This window comes from Lacticaseibacillus sp. 22 (genome assembly GCF_055413445.1).
This window is the reverse complement of record NZ_JBVAYD010000008.1, coordinates 81,437-94,668: the sequence shown is the minus strand read 5'-3', so window position 1 is coordinate 94,668 and position 13,232 is coordinate 81,437. Positions and strand designations below refer to the sequence as shown.

Genomic DNA, 13,232 nt, shown 5'->3' with positions numbered 1-13,232 from the left:
GCATCACTAACAATTACTTGTCAGAAATGGCTGCAATACCTGGTAAGGTCTTGCCTTCAAGGTATTCAAGGCTAGCACCGCCACCAGTGGAGATGTGGGTAATCTTAGGTGCAATGCCAAGTTGCTTAGCTGCAGCTGTTGAGTCGCCGCCACCGATGATCGTAGTTGCATCCTTCAAATCACCAAGAGCACGACCAACTTCAAGTGTACCTTCAGCATAGTTACTCATTTCAAAGACACCCATTGGGCCGTTCCAGACAACCGTCTTGGCACCCTTAAGTGCATCCTTGAATTCCTGAATCGTCTTAGGGCCAATATCCAACGCCATGTAGCCATCCGGAATGTCGCCTTCAACAACCTTATGCGGTGCATCGTTAGAAAATTCTGGGGCAACCACAGAATCAACAGGCAAAAGCAGCTTGTCACCGGCTTGGTCCATGATCTTCTTAGCTAAGTCGATCTTGTCCTTTTCAACCAGTGAATTACCGATGCTCATACCCTTGGCAGCATAGAAGGTATAAGTCATGCCGCCGCCGATGAGAATCTTGTCAGCTTTAGGAACCAGGTTTTCAATCACACCGATCTTATCGGAAACCTTAGCACCGCCCAAAATTGCGATGAATGGATGCTTTGGATTGTCCACAGCGTCACCCAAGAACTTGATTTCTTTTTCCATCAAGAAGCCGGCAGCAGTTTGTTTCATGTTGGAGGCAATACCAACGTTAGAAGCATGCTTACGGTGAGCGGTACCAAAGGCATCATTGACAAACAAGTCGCCTAAGCTTGCCCAGTACTTGCCGAGTTCAGGATCGTTGCCGGATTCTTTTTTACCGTCAAGATCTTCAAACCGCGTATTTTCCATCAAAAGTACGTCGCCGTCATTTAACTTTGCGATCGCGTCTTCCAATTCTTTACCACGGGTAGCTGGTACAAATGTCACTGGCTTCTTCAGCAATTCACTAAGGCGTTCTGCAACAGGCTTCAAGGTCAGCTTTGCCTTATCTTCTTCGGTCTTAACCCGGCCAAGGTGAGACAGCAGAATTGCCTTGCCGCCGTGATCAATGACATATTGGATGGTTGGCAATGCTGCCACGATCCGATTGTCATCACCGATAACGCCGTCTTTGATCGGCACGTTGAAGTCAACGCGAATCAAGACTTTTTTGTCTTTAACGTCTAAATCTGAAACGATTAATTTAGCCAAAAGATATGACCTCCTTCATTTTCCTAAAGATGATGCTTCAATTAAGCTTACAATCAACATCTCGTTTACAAAGGCCAAAGCGACACTGATAAAAGCACCTTTTAATGGTCTTTCCAAAAAAAGCGGAGGGAGTAAAGCTCCCTCCGCTTCGGATGTTGCGGTTAGAAAAGCGTTACTCCGGATTAGAGAGTAGCAAATTTCAGCAAGGTACGGATCATCTGGCAAGTAAAGCCATATTCGTTATCGTACCAAGCAACCGTCTTAACTAATTGATAGTCACCGGCAGTTGTAACTTCGGTCTGAGTAGGATCGAAGATTGAACCGTATGTCGTACCGATAACATCGGAAGATACGATTTCGTCTTCGTTCCAGCCAAAGCTAGGGTTGTTTTCGGTGTGCTTCTTGATAGCTTCGTTGACTTGGTCAGCCGTAACGTTCTTGGTCTTCAAGATGGAAACCAATTCGGTCAAGGAACCGTCAACAACAGAAACACGCTGTGCATGACCCTGTAACTTGCCGTTCAATTCTGGGATAACCAAACCGATAGCCTTAGCAGCACCAGTGCTGTGAGGAATCGTGTTAGCAGCTGCTGAACGTGCAGCACGCAGGTTGCCGCCACGAACTGGGCCGTCAAGCAACATCTGAGTTGAGGTGTAGGCATGAACGGTGGTCATGGTACCAACTTCAATGCCGAATTCCTGGTTCAGGAAGTAAGCCATTGGTGCCAAGCAGTTGGTCGTGCAAGAACCTGCAGAAACGATCTTGTCGTCTGCATTCAAGGTGTCATCATTAACGTTATAAACGATAGTCTTAATCTTGCCAGCTGGGGCAGAAATCAGAACACGCTTTGCGCCTGCATCCAAGTGAGCTTGTGACTTTTCAGCAGAAGTATAGAAGCCTGTGCATTCAAGAACGTAGTCAACGCCGTCGTTCTTAACCCAAGGAATGTTCTGGGCTTGCGGTTCTGCGTAGACACGGTATTCTTTACCGTCAACGACAATACCGTTATCGGTTGCACTAACTTCACCAGGGAAAGTACCGTGGGTTGAATCATACTTCAGCAAGTGAGCCAGCATGGTTGGGCTGGTCAAATCGTTGATCGCAACAACCTGGATGTCATTGCTCTTTGCACCCAATTCGTAAATACGACGGAATGCCAAACGACCGATACGGCCAAAACCATTAATACCAATCTTAACAGTCATGCTAAAATTTCCTCCTTTAGGAAATAAGGTTTTATTCTAACGGGTTGCCCCAGTTAAAATCGAGTTTGTGGCACCGACATCTGTTAACAGCCACGTCCGACTCGGTGCATGTTGCATGTACGCCGCAATTGCCTTGGCTTTACTTTTACCAGCCGCAACTGCGAAGACATACGGAATATGATCAAGATCCGCAAGTTGTAATCCGATTTGCGGTATCTTGTAAACGACCTTGCCCTCTGCATCATAGAAAACACCAAATGCTTCGGCAACGGCATGTTTGGCTTTCAACATGCGGATCGTATCAGGTGACATGCCACGGCGTTTCGCCATAACAAGTGCATCACCTACGCTATGAATCACGACTTGGGCTTTATCGATAAGTGTTAAAACCTCTTTTACCGATGGCTCTTTAATCAATGACTCGTAGGATTCCGAGCTGAGGTTTTCAGGAACATATAACGCTCGGTATTTGCTATCGGTTGCTTCTGCCATTGCAGCCGCAATCGAGTTGGCTTGAATCGTGACAGCCTCACCGAGACCGCCACGTGCGGGAACAAATGATAGTTCACGGCCGGCAGATAATTGAAACGTCAACTGCGAAGCCAAATGAGCCATCGTTGTACCGCCCATCACCGCAATTGTCAGGTGACCGGGCGGCAACAGCAATTGTAAGGTTGAATTCAGCGTTTTACCAAGTTCGTCTAAAACTCGGCTGCTTTGATCCGCATCTCCGGAAACGACCAGACAATGGTCAATCTCCAAATGAGTTGCGAGTCGTTTTTCATCATCCTTGATGCCCAGTAGTTGGTTCATCAGATGATCGAGACCATGAAAAGTTTCCAACCCCTTAGCTGTTAACACCATCCCGGACTTAGAGCTTTCCAAAAGCCCTTGTCCGCGTAAAAAATCCGTTTCCGTACGCAAAGCACGTTCCGAAATCTTCATCTGTTCGGCTAAAGTTCGTCGACCAACTGGTGCCATCCAGTTAATAAATTGAAGGACCTGATAGCGTTTAGTGACAACGCCCATCAGATCAGGCGCGATCGCTTTGAGCCACGCAAGTTCAGTATGCATAAGGCACGTCCTTCTTTAATGGGTCATTCCACGTCCCTCCGAGTCGTTTTCCGACCCAGCAAGCTGAAAAAAATTAGGAATCCAACATTTGCTGTTTTCCCTTACCAACAGAACCAATTGTAGCAGGGGTTCCGCTTTATCGCAAGTCTGATGCCTAAATCGACTTAAAGTAATCACAAAACCCGCTAAGTTTGAACATCTAATTCGAAAATTCTTCAAGTGTTCGGTTTTTAGCTTTCCCGATGACCCTGAATCGGCCTTTTGATAACGCAGGTTTCGGGTGGGTTCTAATGAAATTTTCATGCAGTTTCTGTGTGACTGTTTCAGGCTCCCGAATATACCTAACACGCGCTTCTTTCACCGAGACATGTTCTGTTTTGAGCAATTTTCACTTGTAAATTAAGTATTTGTTGGTCGGCTTTCATGAAGAACTATCTTGTTACTGACAAAGCCCGCTAAGCCTGTTTGTAATCGCATAACGGGTGCCACCAGATATTTCACTAAATTAAGGAGTCTTCCAGTCTTCCCACTCCATGTTTAATTCCAGCTCAAATTATTGAGTCAGCCGCAACCCATACGCTACCAATTAGGTTTTTAAATCACTGTGTCCGCCGTATTGCTTGTACCATAGTCGATTCAGCTATGTGTGTGCAATCATGTGCAATAACCAATTTTTTAGACGCTTTTTTAGGTCCATTGCACATAAAATTGCACATAAATTCGTTTTCCCTACTTTTCCGGCAAACAAAAAGCCCACCGTAGCGGGCTTTTACTGTTCCTAGCTTTTCCCATTTGACTGGGTTTCTGCGCAGCCCGGGAGTCGAACCCGGATTTCGAGAACCGGAATCTCACGTGCGATCCATTACACTAACCGCGCAAGTACTTAATTATATTACTCAATCAATCAGAACTTTGCAAGTCTTTTTTGGAATGAACGACTTTGGAGGCGATGCCAAGACTTAGGCCATTAGCATTCATACCTTTACATAGGTTGCTGCCTATAAACAAAGGAGTTGGCCTGAAAGCAATTCTGAACATGTCACAATTATACATAGAAACCCGACATCTCAATCTTACACCGTTAATGTACGTGCTCAACGTCCAAAAAGGCCCCTGCTGTCAAACCTACAAACGCTTTTATGCCAAACAAAAACCCACCGCCTAATGAAGGTCGGTGGGTTTAAACGCTTTAAACTTACTTTTGGTTGTTCTTATTGACCAAAATATCATCAATCAAGCCATAATCTTTGGCTTCCTGCGCGCTCATATAGTGATCACGTTCGGTGTCCTTCTTGATTTGCTCAACCGTTTGACCAGTTGCATCGGCCAAAATCTGGTTCATCTTCTTGCGAGTCTTCAAAATTTCTTCGGCCGCAATTTCAATTTCGGTTTGCTGACCTTGCGCACCACCTGAAGGCTGATGAATCAGAATGGTCGAGTTCGGTAATGCAAACCGCTTGCCTTTAGTGCCACCAGCCAATAAGACGGAGGCCATGGATGCCGCCATCCCAATTGCAATGGTCTGCACATCGGACTTGATGAAGTTCATCGTATCTAGCATTGCCAGACCGCTGGTGATCACGCCACCAGGACTATTGATGTATAGGTAGATATCCTTTTCAGAATCCTGAGCATCCAGAAAAAGCAGCTGTGCAATGACAGAGTTGGCCATTTGATCGTTCACTTCACCGGACAACATGATAATCCGGTCTTTTAATAGACGTGAGTAAATGTCGTAAGCGCGTTCGCCACGACTAGTTTGTTCAACGACGGTAGGTACTAGCATGTCCTAACCTCCTGAAAAAATCGTTTTTTAGCACTCTTTAAAGTACAGTGCTAAGTATACTGCTAAAGTCAAATAAGGTCAAAGATTTTCATCACAATCTTTGACCTTATTGGGAAGATTTATGCTTCGGGATAGGCATTATCAGCGATAGCACTCAAATGTTCGTCCACCCGCGCTACTTCGGATTTAATATGATCATATTCGGACTGCGGCAGATTCATTAGTTTCATGCACGAGCCAACATGTTCAAAAATCTGATCGCGGGCATCCAAAGCCTTTTTCGTCAGGCTCACATCAACTCGGCGCTCGTCTTCAGTTGAGCGTTTGCGATTGATCCAACCGTCTTTCTCCAGCCGTTTCATCAATGGCGTTAAGGTACCACTGTCCAGTTCAAGCGTTTGTCCGACTTGTTTAACCGACATCGTACCGTGTTCATATAAAGACAACAGGGTGATATATTGCGGATAAGTCAGCTTAAACGGTGCCAATGCCTGCGCGTAAAAATGGTTATATTGTTTTTGTGCCTTGTAAATTGCAAAACACAGTTGTTCATCTAATGTAATCGGTTTGACCATGATGTTTCCTCCTAAAAATTGAAGCAAAAACTATCAAACTTTGTCGCATCCAACATTCCGGATATCGTCGAAAATAATCGGCAATCGCTGCCATGCGTGAGTAAAGTTGCTTTGACAAAATGTGTGGCGTTATGTCCGTGAATTTAAACTAAACCGGCACATATTTTGCCTACAAAAACACACACCATAACGCTTGGTGTCGGTTACATTGTACACGATTATCTTGAGGAAACAAAGGTATTATTTTACCGGTCAATCGGGCATTAACGGTTTTATATGATCGATTCGGCTTAAGCATCTTCTGGTTGTTGATATCCCTCAGCAATTTGGTTCAACTTGCGCAACCGATGATTGACCCCCGACTTCGAAATCGTACCTCCAGGAACCATTGCCCCTAATTCTTGTAAGGACACATCCGGATGCGCCAACCGCAACACTGCAATTTCGCGTAATTTAGTTGGCAAATTATCTAAACCGACATGATCTTTAAGATAATTAATGTTCTCGATCTGTTTTTGAGCAGCATCAATGGTTTTGTTCATATTAGCCGTTTCGCAATTCACCAGCCGATTAACGGAATTCCGCATATCGCGCACGATGCGAATATCTTCAAATTTAAGCATCGCATTGGTAGCGCCAATGACCTGCAAAAAATCGGCAATCTTTTCCGCTTCTTTTAGATAAACGATATAGCCGCTGCGACGTTCAACGGTCCGCGCATTCAGATGAAAATGATTCATCATTTTTAAAATACCTGCGTTGTGATCGGCATATAATGAATAGATTTCCAGATGATAGCGCGATGTTTCCGGGTTATTCACCGAGCCACTTGCCAAAAAGGCGCCGCGCAAATACGAGCGCATGCGTTGTGGTTCCTTTAAAACGCTGGCTGGCACAGTCGTTGAAATGGCCATCGTGGTTGAATCCAAAATAGCCAGGTCAGACAGAATATCATTGACGCCTTCTGTCAATCGAACAATATATTGGTAATTCTTCTTAAGCTTCATTTTTCGATGAACGACCAAGTTGGCTTCGTGATGGTACACTTGGCGAATCAGACTATAAATACGCCGCGCAATGGCGGGATTCTCCGTTTGAATGTTCAACACAAACCGATGTGCCATCAACGTTAGACTGCCGTTCATTCGAATCAATGCCGACAGCTCCGCCTTAGCATGCTCAGGATGAACTTCCAGTTGCGTCAGTTCTTTTTTCACAATACTGGCAAAGCTTGCCATGCGCTCACCTCCGCGTTTTGGCACTTACTTGAAAGGCTAAGTTCAAAATCTCCTTGGCCACCTTATCACCATCATGGAAAACGCCACGATCGCGCAGTTTCAAAAAATCTTCTGAAATGACGCGACAGCCCATATCCCGTAGTCCCTGATAATTATGCTTCACCGGCGTCAAAATTTCGTTATATTTTTGGTGATCCAAATAATTATCCGGTACCGGCTCAATATTGACCAACACCGTATCAACAAAATTCTCCCCCATTTGCTCGTTTAAGACGCGAACATGATCGGCATCGGTAAAGTTTTGGGTTTCGCCTTTTTGCGTCATGATATTAACAATGTAGATCACTTCTGCCTTGGTCTTTTTCACCGCATCCCCAAGGTTACCAATCATCAAGTTGGGCAAGATACTGGTAAACAGACTGCCTGGTCCCAGCACGACCACATCCGCATCCATGATCGCATCAATCACTTCTTGGACGGCTTTGGGTTCACCATTAGCCGGATCAGTCTCGGACACGGAAATATGCTTAATGTTCTTCCCGGCTGCGGTTATTTCCGCCTCGCCGGACAACCTTGTACCGTCAGTAAACTCGGCATTCAAGGTCAGCGGCGTATTGCTGGCGGGATAGACATGCCCATCAACCTGCATCATCTCGCTTAACTGCTGCACAGCCGGAAAAATGCCGCCTTTCATCTCTGACAAAGCCGCAATAATCAAATTTCCAATCGCATGACCGGCAAAAAAAGCATCAGTCGTATTAAAGCGATATTGAAAAATGTCCAGATACAAACTCGGCAATTCCGATAAGGCAACCAAAACGTTGCGAATATCACCAGGCGGCACCACATTAATATAATTGCGAATCTTCCCTGACGAACCGCCATCATCGGCAACCGTCACAATCGCTGTCACATCGGCATCTTGCTCATGTAAACTATGCAAAATCACCGGTAAGCCAGTTCCTCCGCCAATCACGACAACTTTAGGACGCCGACCGCGAATAACCCGAATAAATTTAGTTTCACGACTCATGAACGATTCACCGTCTCCTTATGCTTCTTAATGTCCCGATGTGTGATGTCAACCGCATAAGCATCGGAAAAGGCTTTGCCAATACGTTCTGCAAACGCTACGCTGCGATGTTGTCCCCCGGTGCAGCCAATAGCAATGGTCACGCTGGTTTTCCCTTCAGCCTTATACTTAGGCATGATTTCGGCCAACAAAGCGTAAAACTTATTGTAAAAACTTTCCGCGTCTTCGTTGTCCATCACATAATCATAAACGTCCGGATCCAAGCCGGTTTTCGGGCGATAGGCCTTGATATAAAACGGATTAGGCAAGAACCGGACATCCATCACAATATCGGCATCAATCGGTAAGCCGTACTTAAAACCAAAGGACATGACTTCAATATGAAACGCCGGTTGGCTATTATTTTCTTTGAAGTTCAGGAAGATTTTTTCGCGTAACTGTCGCGGGCTTAAAGTGGTCGTATCAATGACCACTTGCGCACGATTACGCAGCTCGGTTAATAACACCCGTTCCTTTTTAATGCCATCCATCAACCGGCCTTCCATTGCCAGGGGATGGGAACGGCGGGTTTCTTTATAACGGGATACCAATTCTTCATCGGTAGCATCCAAAAATAAAATTCGGGAATGAACATATGCATTGTTATCTAAATTTGCCAGCATATCGATGATTTGATCGTAAAAAGCCCGACTGCGCAGATCCACGACAAGTGCAACTTTTGAGATCTTGCCAGATTCTTTCACCAATTCCCAAAACTTAGGCAATAGTGCAGGTGGCATATTATCAACGCAAAAGTACCCCAAATCCTCAAATGCTTGCATGGCGACAGTCTTACCTGCGCCAGACATTCCGGTAATAATAACAAGATCCAAACTTTCAGTCATAAACGGCTCCTTTGTGATCATATTCTATACAGTATAACATTCCGGGCGTGTCATTCATACTGCTTCATACTTTTCTCTTGCAGCGGTGCGATCCGTGAGTCGGTGGCTTTCACGCTCCATAACGCGCTCCCCGGCGCAGAAGTCTGCGTGTAAGGACCTTGGGCGCAATGGTCAAAGACCGGCCATCACACTTGAGGCCACTTATATTCTAGCTTACGCCCATAACGCGCTCCCCGGCGCAGGGATCTGCGTGTAAGGACCTCAGGCGCAATGGCCAAAGACTGGCCATCACGCCTGAGGCCGCTTATATTCTAGCTTACGCCCATAACGCGTTCGCCAGCCCAGAAACCTACGTGTAAGGACCTTGGACGCAATGGTCAAAGCCCGACCATCACGTCCAAGGCCGCTTACACTCCGGTTTCTAACCGGGCTGGCTCACGCTTACTAAAAAACCCAATGCCACGGTTTGATCACCACGTCATCAGGTTCTAATGAAACATTAAATATTCCGCCGGGCGAACGCAATCACGATACATTCGATTCCGAATAAGACGAAGAACATTGCCAACAGTGTGACTAAGGTGACTGCTGCAACAACCGGCTGCATGAATAACATCAGTGAAACAATCACTGCCAGAATGTCCAAGATCAAATATAAAATGAACCAGCCGGTACCGGCAATGCGCAGATGGCCGACGTTAAATAATGACCCGACAGAATCAACCAAGAACCAAATTGCAAACATCATGGTAATCGTTACCATTCCAAAGCCGGCATTTAACAGGAAAACCAACCCGATAACGAGATCAAAAATCCCCATCAGTAAGGAAATCCACGCTAACTTACCTGTAAACTGGCGCAAGGTGGAATAACCGGCAAGAATCGCAATGCCACGAATAATCGCCACGACCGCAAAAATAAAGGTAACGGTTTTTAAAGTGGCTAACGGATAGCGTAAAACCACAAAAGCAGCGATCAGGAATAAAATACCAGTGATAAACTGTCCCCAGTCAAAACCAAAACTCTTTCGATTTAACATTTAATTCCCTACTTTCTTAATCGTTTCAATCATACCATTTCAAAAAGCAATTTAAAAAGTGTCTAAGGTGGCTGTTTACTGACTTCCACCCCAAAGTTCCGGCTTGAAGTCGCGGTGGATAATTTTTCGTCAAACTCAAAGAAAGCCAAACGTTTGTTATGTACATAAATAGTCGCGCTTTTCACGCGACTATTTATGATGCTATTTCGTCGATGTTTTAGCCGCTTTTGCCTGCTTAGACGAACCGGCCGCGGCTTCTTTTGTCCGTTTGGTATCACGAATTAAAACCGGTTTAAGGTACTGGCCGGTGTAACTGTCAGCCACCTCGGCAACTTCTTCAGGTGTACCGGTAGCAATCACTTGACCACCGCCATCTCCGCCTTCCGGTCCTAGGTCAATGACCCAATCAGCCGTTTTAACGACATCCAGATTATGCTCGATCACCAAGACTGTGTTACCTTCATCCACCAGCCGTTCGAGGATCTCCAACAACCGCTTAATATCATCGGTGTGCAACCCCGTTGTTGGTTCATCGAGAATGTAGAAATTTTTACCCGTTGATAGTTTTTGCAATTCACTTGCCAACTTCATCCGCTGTGCTTCCCCGCCGGATAAAGTGGTGGCGCTCTGACCAAGCTTCACATAACCCAATCCGACGTCGACAATCGTCTGTAACTTACGGCGAATCTTAGGAATGTTTTTAAAGAATGCGGTTGCTTCTTCAACGGTCATATCCAGAACTTCAGCAATATTCTTGCCCTTGTAAGTGACTTCCAGGGTTTCGGAATTATATCGTTTGCCATGACAGACTTCACACGGAACATAAACATCAGGCAGGAAGTTCATTTCAATCTTGATGATGCCGTCGCCTTTACAATTCTCGCAGCGTCCGCCTTTAATATTGAAGCTGAACCGTCCCTTTTTATAACCCCGCAACTTGGCTTCATTGGTTTCCGCAAACAAACCGCGAATGTCATCAAAAACACTGGTATACGTTGCCGGATTACTCCGCGGTGTACGCCCAATCGGACTCTGGTCAATGTTGATGAGTTTCTCGATATTTTTATAGCCGAGAATCTTATCATATGGCCCGGGTTTTTCGGAATTGTGGTTTAACTTTTGCGCCAGTGCCCGCCGCAAAATCGAATTAACCAGCGTCGATTTACCTGATCCGGAGACGCCGGAAACAACAATGAACTTACCTAAAGGAAAATCGACATTGATATGCTTCAAGTTGTGATCAGACGCACCTTCCAGCCGAATCACTTTGCCATTGCCCGGCCGTCGTTTTAAGGGTACCGGGATAAACTTGCGACCCGATAAATATTGGCCGGTAATTGATTTACGCACGCGGGCGACTTGCTTGGGGGTTCCTGATGCCATGATTCGGCCACCATGCTCACCAGCGCCAGGACCTACATCAATTAGATAATCGGCTGCACGCATCGTGTCTTCATCGTGCTCCACAACGATTAGCGTGTTGCCTAAATCACGCATTTTTTTCAGCGAGGCAATTAAACGGTCGTTGTCGCGCTGATGCAACCCAATAGATGGCTCGTCAAGCACATACATCACACCACTTAGATTAGAACCGATTTGTGTGGCCAATCGAATTCGTTGCGCTTCACCGCCTGACAGCGTCCCCGCGCTTCGACTTAAGGTCAAATAGCCGAGGCCCACGTTGACAAGAAAAGTTAACCGATCCACCACTTCTTTGACAATTGGCTGAGCAATCACGGTCTCGGCTTCGCTCAAATGTATTTGCTTGAAAAACGGCAGCGCATCCTTAATGGCCAAGTCAGATACTTCAGCGATGTCACGTCCAGAGATCTTGACCGCGAGTGCCTGTCGATTGAGCCGTTTCCCATGACAAACCGGACAAGGCAAGGCCGTCATATAACTGCGCATCTGTTGCCGGGTGAAGTCACTATTTGTCTCGGCATAACGCCGGGAAATGTTGGTCAAAACGCCTTCAAACGGTACATCAACATCACGAACACCGCCGAAGTCATTTTCATAATGAAAGTGGAATGGCTTGCCATCGCTGCCATTGAGAACAACATTCCGTTCGCGCTTGGTTAGTTTTTTAAACGGTACATCCATTCGCACCTTAAAGGCAGTTGCCGCTTGTGCCAACAGTTCCGGGTAATATTGCGAACTAATCGGATTCCATGGGGCAATGGCACCTTGAGCTAAAGTCATACTTGGATCCGGTACAACCAGATCCATGTCAACAGTCAACTTCACACCCAGCCCGTCACATTCCGGGCACGCTCCAAATGGCGCATTAAACGAAAATAACCGCGGCTCCATTTCACCAATCGTAAACCCGCAAATCGGGCAGGCAAAATGTTCCGAAAAACGCAGTGTATCGCCACCAATGACGTCAACATTAGCGTATCCTTCCGAAAGCCGCAACGCCGCTTCAAAAGAGTCAAATAACCGACTGCGGGCTTCTGGCTTCACCACAATCCGATCAATCACGATATCAATATCATGGGCTTTGTTTTTGTCTAGTTCATAGTCCGCTGTGGCATCCATGACTTCACCGTCAACGCGCATCCGGACATACCCTTCACGCATAATTTTGGCAAAGACTTTCTTATGGCTGCCTTTTTTCCGCCGCACAATCGGTGACAGAATCTGAATGCGGCTCTTTTCCGGCAAAGCCAAGACGCGGTCCACCATTTGTTCAACACTTTGACTGGTAATCGGCGTCCCATCGTTAGGACAAATCGGATGACCGACCCGCGCCCACAACAGTCGCAAGTAGTCATTGATTTCAGTGACCGTTCCAACTGTCGAGCGTGGATTCTTGGAAGTCGTCTTTTGATCAATCGAAATTGCCGGACTGAGACCATCAATCGAATCAACATCCGGTTTCTCCATTTGACCAAGAAACTGGCGTGCATAAGCAGATAAGCTTTCGACATAACGGCGCTGGCCTTCTGCATATAACGTATCAAACGCCAGACTCGACTTACCGGAACCTGAAAGGCCCGTCATGACCACAAGCTTATTGCGCGGAATCGTCACATCAATATTCTTTAAGTTATGGGCCCGAGCCCCGTGGATTACAATTTTATCATTTGCCATTCACAAAAGATCTCCTCAATTAAAACATGCCGACAACTGGTAGCACTGGCGGATACAAACTAGAAATGCCTCAGCACTTATGCCTAATTCGAAAGCAA

10 protein-coding genes and 1 tRNA gene are annotated in these 13,232 nt (G+C 46.0%); all 11 read right to left on the bottom strand.

What is annotated here, in order from left to right; translation table 11 throughout:
• Positions 1-13: 13 nt before the first annotated feature.
• Positions 14-1,204 carry a phosphoglycerate kinase gene (locus tag ACWP87_RS05900; RefSeq protein WP_005684529.1) on the bottom strand — a complete coding sequence of 397 codons (1,191 nt, stop codon included), beginning with the start codon at positions 1,202-1,204 and terminating at the stop codon, positions 14-16.
• A gap of 182 nt (positions 1,205-1,386) precedes the next feature.
• Positions 1,387-2,409: a type I glyceraldehyde-3-phosphate dehydrogenase gene (gene gap, locus ACWP87_RS05895; RefSeq protein ID WP_005684528.1), complete on the bottom strand. Its 1,023-nt coding sequence runs from the start codon at positions 2,407-2,409 to the stop codon at positions 1,387-1,389.
• A gap of 36 nt (positions 2,410-2,445) precedes the next feature.
• On the bottom strand, positions 2,446-3,483 hold the full coding sequence (locus ACWP87_RS05890) for a sugar-binding transcriptional regulator (RefSeq protein WP_005684527.1): 1,038 nt from the start codon (positions 3,481-3,483) through the stop codon (positions 2,446-2,448).
• An 805-nt stretch (positions 3,484-4,288) separates the two neighbouring features.
• A tRNA-Arg gene (locus tag ACWP87_RS05885) sits at positions 4,289-4,360 on the bottom strand.
• 318 nt (positions 4,361-4,678) lie between these two features.
• Positions 4,679-5,269 (bottom strand): ATP-dependent Clp endopeptidase proteolytic subunit ClpP, encoded by a 591-nt coding sequence (gene clpP / locus ACWP87_RS05880; protein ID WP_005684526.1) that lies wholly within the window; start codon positions 5,267-5,269, stop codon positions 4,679-4,681.
• A 119-nt stretch (positions 5,270-5,388) separates the two neighbouring features.
• Positions 5,389-5,844 (bottom strand): MarR family winged helix-turn-helix transcriptional regulator, encoded by a 456-nt coding sequence (locus tag ACWP87_RS05875; protein WP_005684525.1) that lies wholly within the window; start codon positions 5,842-5,844, stop codon positions 5,389-5,391.
• Between the two features lie 290 nt (positions 5,845-6,134).
• Positions 6,135-7,082, bottom strand: coding sequence for a DNA-binding protein WhiA (whiA, locus tag ACWP87_RS05870; RefSeq protein WP_014569373.1), 948 nt, complete (start codon positions 7,080-7,082; stop codon positions 6,135-6,137).
• 4 nt (positions 7,083-7,086) lie between these two features.
• Entirely contained in the window at positions 7,087-8,115 is a 1,029-nt protein-coding gene (locus ACWP87_RS05865; RefSeq protein WP_014569372.1) for a gluconeogenesis factor YvcK family protein, read from the bottom strand.
• The gene (gene rapZ / locus ACWP87_RS05860) at positions 8,112-8,999 is read right to left on the bottom strand and encodes an RNase adapter RapZ (protein ID WP_005684522.1); all 888 of its coding nucleotides are present in this window, start codon (positions 8,997-8,999) and stop codon (positions 8,112-8,114) included. Before rapZ ends, ACWP87_RS05865 begins: the two co-directional genes overlap by 4 nt.
• Positions 9,000-9,498: 499 nt before the next feature.
• Positions 9,499-10,038, bottom strand: coding sequence for an HdeD family acid-resistance protein (locus tag ACWP87_RS05855; protein WP_014569370.1), 540 nt, complete (start codon positions 10,036-10,038; stop codon positions 9,499-9,501).
• 201 nt (positions 10,039-10,239) lie between these two features.
• Complete coding sequence (gene uvrA / locus ACWP87_RS05850) at positions 10,240-13,134, bottom strand: excinuclease ABC subunit UvrA (RefSeq protein WP_014569369.1); 2,895 nt, start codon at positions 13,132-13,134, stop codon at positions 10,240-10,242.
• Positions 13,135-13,232: the final 98 nt, after the last annotated feature.